This is a genomic window from Aurantibacter sp. (genome assembly GCF_042094015.1).
GTDB lineage: Bacteria > Bacteroidota > Bacteroidia > Flavobacteriales > Flavobacteriaceae > Aurantibacter.
The window spans coordinates 1-3,290 of record NZ_JBELDZ010000122.1; the positions used below are offsets into that span (position 1 = coordinate 1).

At 31.9% G+C, this 3,290-nt stretch carries 9 protein-coding genes and 1 pseudogene; all 10 read right to left on the minus strand.

Features of this window, described 5'->3' with window-relative positions; genetic code table 11:
• A partial coding sequence (locus ACFDSN_RS11905; protein WP_375240076.1) for a 50S ribosomal protein L18 occupies positions 1 to 188 on the minus strand: 188 nt, incomplete at its 3' end.
• 11 nt (positions 189 to 199) lie between these two features.
• On the minus strand, positions 200 to 742 hold the full coding sequence (gene rplF, locus ACFDSN_RS11910) for a 50S ribosomal protein L6 (protein ID WP_375240077.1): 543 nt from the start codon (positions 740 to 742) through the stop codon (positions 200 to 202).
• A 14-nt stretch (positions 743 to 756) separates the two neighbouring features.
• Entirely contained in the window at positions 757 to 1,155 is a 399-nt protein-coding gene (gene rpsH, locus ACFDSN_RS11915) for a 30S ribosomal protein S8 (protein ID WP_375240078.1), read from the minus strand.
• Between the two features lie 67 nt (positions 1,156 to 1,222).
• The gene (gene rpsN / locus ACFDSN_RS11920) at positions 1,223 to 1,492 is read right to left on the minus strand and encodes a 30S ribosomal protein S14 (protein ID WP_375240079.1); all 270 of its coding nucleotides are present in this window, start codon (positions 1,490 to 1,492) and stop codon (positions 1,223 to 1,225) included.
• A 3-nt stretch (positions 1,493 to 1,495) separates the two neighbouring features.
• Positions 1,496 to 2,047, minus strand: coding sequence for a 50S ribosomal protein L5 (rplE, locus tag ACFDSN_RS11925; protein ID WP_375240080.1), 552 nt, complete (start codon positions 2,045 to 2,047; stop codon positions 1,496 to 1,498).
• 1 nt (position 2,048) lies between these two features.
• Positions 2,049 to 2,360 carry a 50S ribosomal protein L24 gene (gene rplX, locus ACFDSN_RS11930; RefSeq protein WP_375240081.1) on the minus strand — a complete coding sequence of 104 codons (312 nt, stop codon included), beginning with the start codon at positions 2,358 to 2,360 and terminating at the stop codon, positions 2,049 to 2,051.
• A gap of 11 nt (positions 2,361 to 2,371) precedes the next feature.
• Positions 2,372 to 2,740 carry a 50S ribosomal protein L14 gene (gene rplN, locus ACFDSN_RS11935; RefSeq protein ID WP_375240082.1) on the minus strand — a complete coding sequence of 123 codons (369 nt, stop codon included), beginning with the start codon at positions 2,738 to 2,740 and terminating at the stop codon, positions 2,372 to 2,374.
• 2 nt (positions 2,741 to 2,742) lie between these two features.
• Positions 2,743 to 3,000 carry a 30S ribosomal protein S17 gene (gene rpsQ, locus ACFDSN_RS11940; RefSeq protein ID WP_375240083.1) on the minus strand — a complete coding sequence of 86 codons (258 nt, stop codon included), beginning with the start codon at positions 2,998 to 3,000 and terminating at the stop codon, positions 2,743 to 2,745.
• Positions 3,001 to 3,015: 15 nt separating this feature from the next.
• Entirely contained in the window at positions 3,016 to 3,204 is a 189-nt protein-coding gene (gene rpmC, locus ACFDSN_RS11945) for a 50S ribosomal protein L29 (protein WP_375240084.1), read from the minus strand.
• Positions 3,205 to 3,217: 13 nt separating this feature from the next.
• Positions 3,218 to 3,290: pseudogene (locus ACFDSN_RS11950) on the minus strand (50S ribosomal protein L16); the annotation flags it as partial.

Here is a 3,290-nt window from a genome sequence, read left to right on the forward strand (position 1 = left end):
GAACTAATGCTTTTATCTCTAGATGATGCTGCAATGATAGTTTTACCATTTACATCGTCAACTATTTGAGCATAAATTTCTTTATTACTTCTAAAAACAGAAAGTCTAGGTCTAGCTTCAGTACCAGATACGACTTTACGTATTCTGTTTTTAATTCTTAATCTTTTTTCGTTTTTTGTTAACGCCATGATTTCTCTTATTAAGCTGATTTACCTGCTTTTCTTCTGATAATTTCTCCTACAAACTTGATTCCTTTACCTTTATAAGGTTCTGGTCTTCTAAATCCTCTAATCTTAGCAGCAACTTGACCAACTAATTGTTTGTCAAATGATGTTAGCTTAATGATTGGATTTTTACCTTTATCAGAAACAGTTTCAACTTTAATTTCTTCAGCTAAACTTAAAACTATATTATGAGAGAAACCTAATGCTAATTCTAAAGTATTACCTTGGTTAGATGCTCTATACCCTACACCAACTAATTCTAATTCTTTAGACCAACCTTCAGAAACACCTTTAACCATATTATTGATTAAAGATCTATAAAGACCGTGTTTAGCTTTACTCTCTTTATTGTCAGAAGGTCTTGTAATATTTACATTATCTCCTTCTACCTTTACATCTACAACATCAAAAGTTTGAGTTAATTCTCCTAACTTCCCTTTCACTGTAATAGTATTGTCTTTTACTGTAACTGTTACCCCACTTGGAATAACAACTGGATTATTTCCTATTCTAGACATCTCTTATTCTTTTTTTAGTAAACGTAACATAAAACTTCACCACCTACGTTATCTCGTTTAGCTTGCTTAGCTGTCATTACTCCATGAGAAGTAGAAACGATAGCTACACCAAGACCATTTAAAATACGTGGTAATTCTTTTGAACTTGAATATTTACGTAAACCTGGTTTACTAATTCTTTGAATTTTTTTGATAGTAGATTCTTTAGTTTCTTTATTATACTTAAGTGCAATTTTGATTGAACCTTGTACTGAAACATCTTCGAACTTGTAACTTAAAATATATCCTTGATCGAATAATATTTTAGTGATGTCTTTTTTTAAATTTGATGCAGGAATTTCTACAACTCTATGATTAGCGCTTATAGCATTTCTAACGCGAGTTAAGTAATCTGCAATTGGATCTGTATACATATGTATGAATTTGCGGTTTTGGTTTTCTATTCAAAATGAATAAAACCTGAAACCAATTAAATAGTTTTTACCAACTAGCTTTTCTAACACCAGGAATTAATCCTTGGTTTGCCATTTCTCTGAATGTCACACGAGAAATACCAAATGTTCTCATATATCCTTTAGGTCTTCCTGTTAACTTACAACGGTTATGTTGACGTATAGGGGAAGCATTTTTAGGTAATTTTTGTAACGCTTCATAATCTCCAGCTGCTTTTAAAGCTTTACGTTTATCAGCATACTTAGCTACTGTTTTACTTCTTTTAACCTCACGGGCTTTCATTGATTCTTTAGCCATGATTTAGTTTTTTTGAAATGGTAATCCCATTTCAGTTAATAATGATTTAGCTTCCTTATCTGTTTGAGCAGAAGTTACAAACGTAATGTCCATACCAGCTATTTTATTCACTTTATCAATATCGATTTCAGGGAAAATGATTTGTTCAGTAATACCTAAATTGTAATTACCTCTTCCGTCAAAACCTGTAGCTTTAATTCCTCCAAAATCTCTTACACGTGGTAGTGCAGAAGTAATTAAACGATCTAAAAACTCATACATTCTTTCTCCTCTTAACGTAACTTTAGCCCCAATTGGCATTCCTTTACGTAGTTTGAAAGTTGCAACATCTTTTTTAGAAAGTGTAGATACAGCTTTTTGTCCTGTAATATTGGTTAATTCGTCAACCGCATGATCAACTAATTTTTTATCAGAAACAGCAGCACCAACTCCTCTAGAAAGACAAATCTTTTCTAGTCTAGGTACTTGCATAATATTCTTATAACCAAATTCGTCTGTAAGAGCAGCAACTACTTTGCTTTTATACTCTTCTTTAAGTCTAGGTGAATATGCCATACTATATTACTTCATTAGATTTTTTAGAAAAACGAACTTTTTTACCATTCTCAATTCTAAACCCTACTCTTGTTTCTTCTCCTTTAGAAGTTAGCAAAGATAGGTTAGAAATTTGGATTGAAGCTTCTTTTTCTACGATTCCTCCTTGAGGACTTTGTGCACTAGGCTTAGTATGTTTTTTAACCATATTAACACCTTCTACAATCGCTTTGTTTTTAGCAATAAATACCTTAGTTACAGTACCTTGAGAACCTTTATGGTCTCCTGCTATAACTTTTACAGTATCTCCTGTTTTAATTTTTAGCTTTGTCATTTTTAATTTCATTAAAGCACTTCAGGTGCTAATGATACAATTTTCATGAATTGCTTATCACGAAGTTCTCTAGCAACAGGTCCAAAAACACGAGTTCCTTTCATCTCACCTGTTGGCGTTAAAAGTACACATGCGTTATCATCAAATCTTATATAAGATCCATCTGGACGTCTTACTTCTTTTTTTGTACGAACTACAACAGCGGTAGAAACAGTTCCTTTTTTGGTATTACCATTAGGAGTTGCATCTTTTACTGCTACAACGATCTTATCTCCAATAGAAGCATATCTTCTTTTAGTTCCTCCTAATACTCGGATAGTTAAAACTTCCTTAGCACCAGTATTGTCTGCGACTTTAAGTCTTGATTCTTGTTGTACCATAATTACTTCGCTCTTTCAATTATTTCAACTAATCTCCAACATTTAGATTTACTTAAAGGTCTTGTCTCCATGATCTTTACAGTATCTCCAATATTACAATCATTTGTCTCGTCGTGTGCAACATATTTCTTTGTCTTTAACACGAACTTACCGTACATTGGGTGCTTTACTTTTTTAACTTCAGAAACCACAATAGATTTCTGCATTTTGTTACTTGTAACAACACCAACACGTTCTTTTCTTAAATTTCTTTTTTCCATCTTTAGGCAGAATTATTATAAATCTCTCTTAGTTAATTCAGTTGCAATTTTTGCAACAGTACGTCTAATTTGACGTAATTGAATCGGATTATCTAAAGGAGAAATAGCATGAGCCATTTTTAAATCTGAATAACTCTTTTTTGTTTCACTAAGTTTCTCTTGTAACTCAGATACAGATAATTCTTTAATTTCTGATTTTTTCATAATATCAAATAAATTATGCTTGATAATCTCTAGCGATTATAAACTTAGTTTGAACTGGCAATTTTTGAGCTGCAAGTCTTAATGCT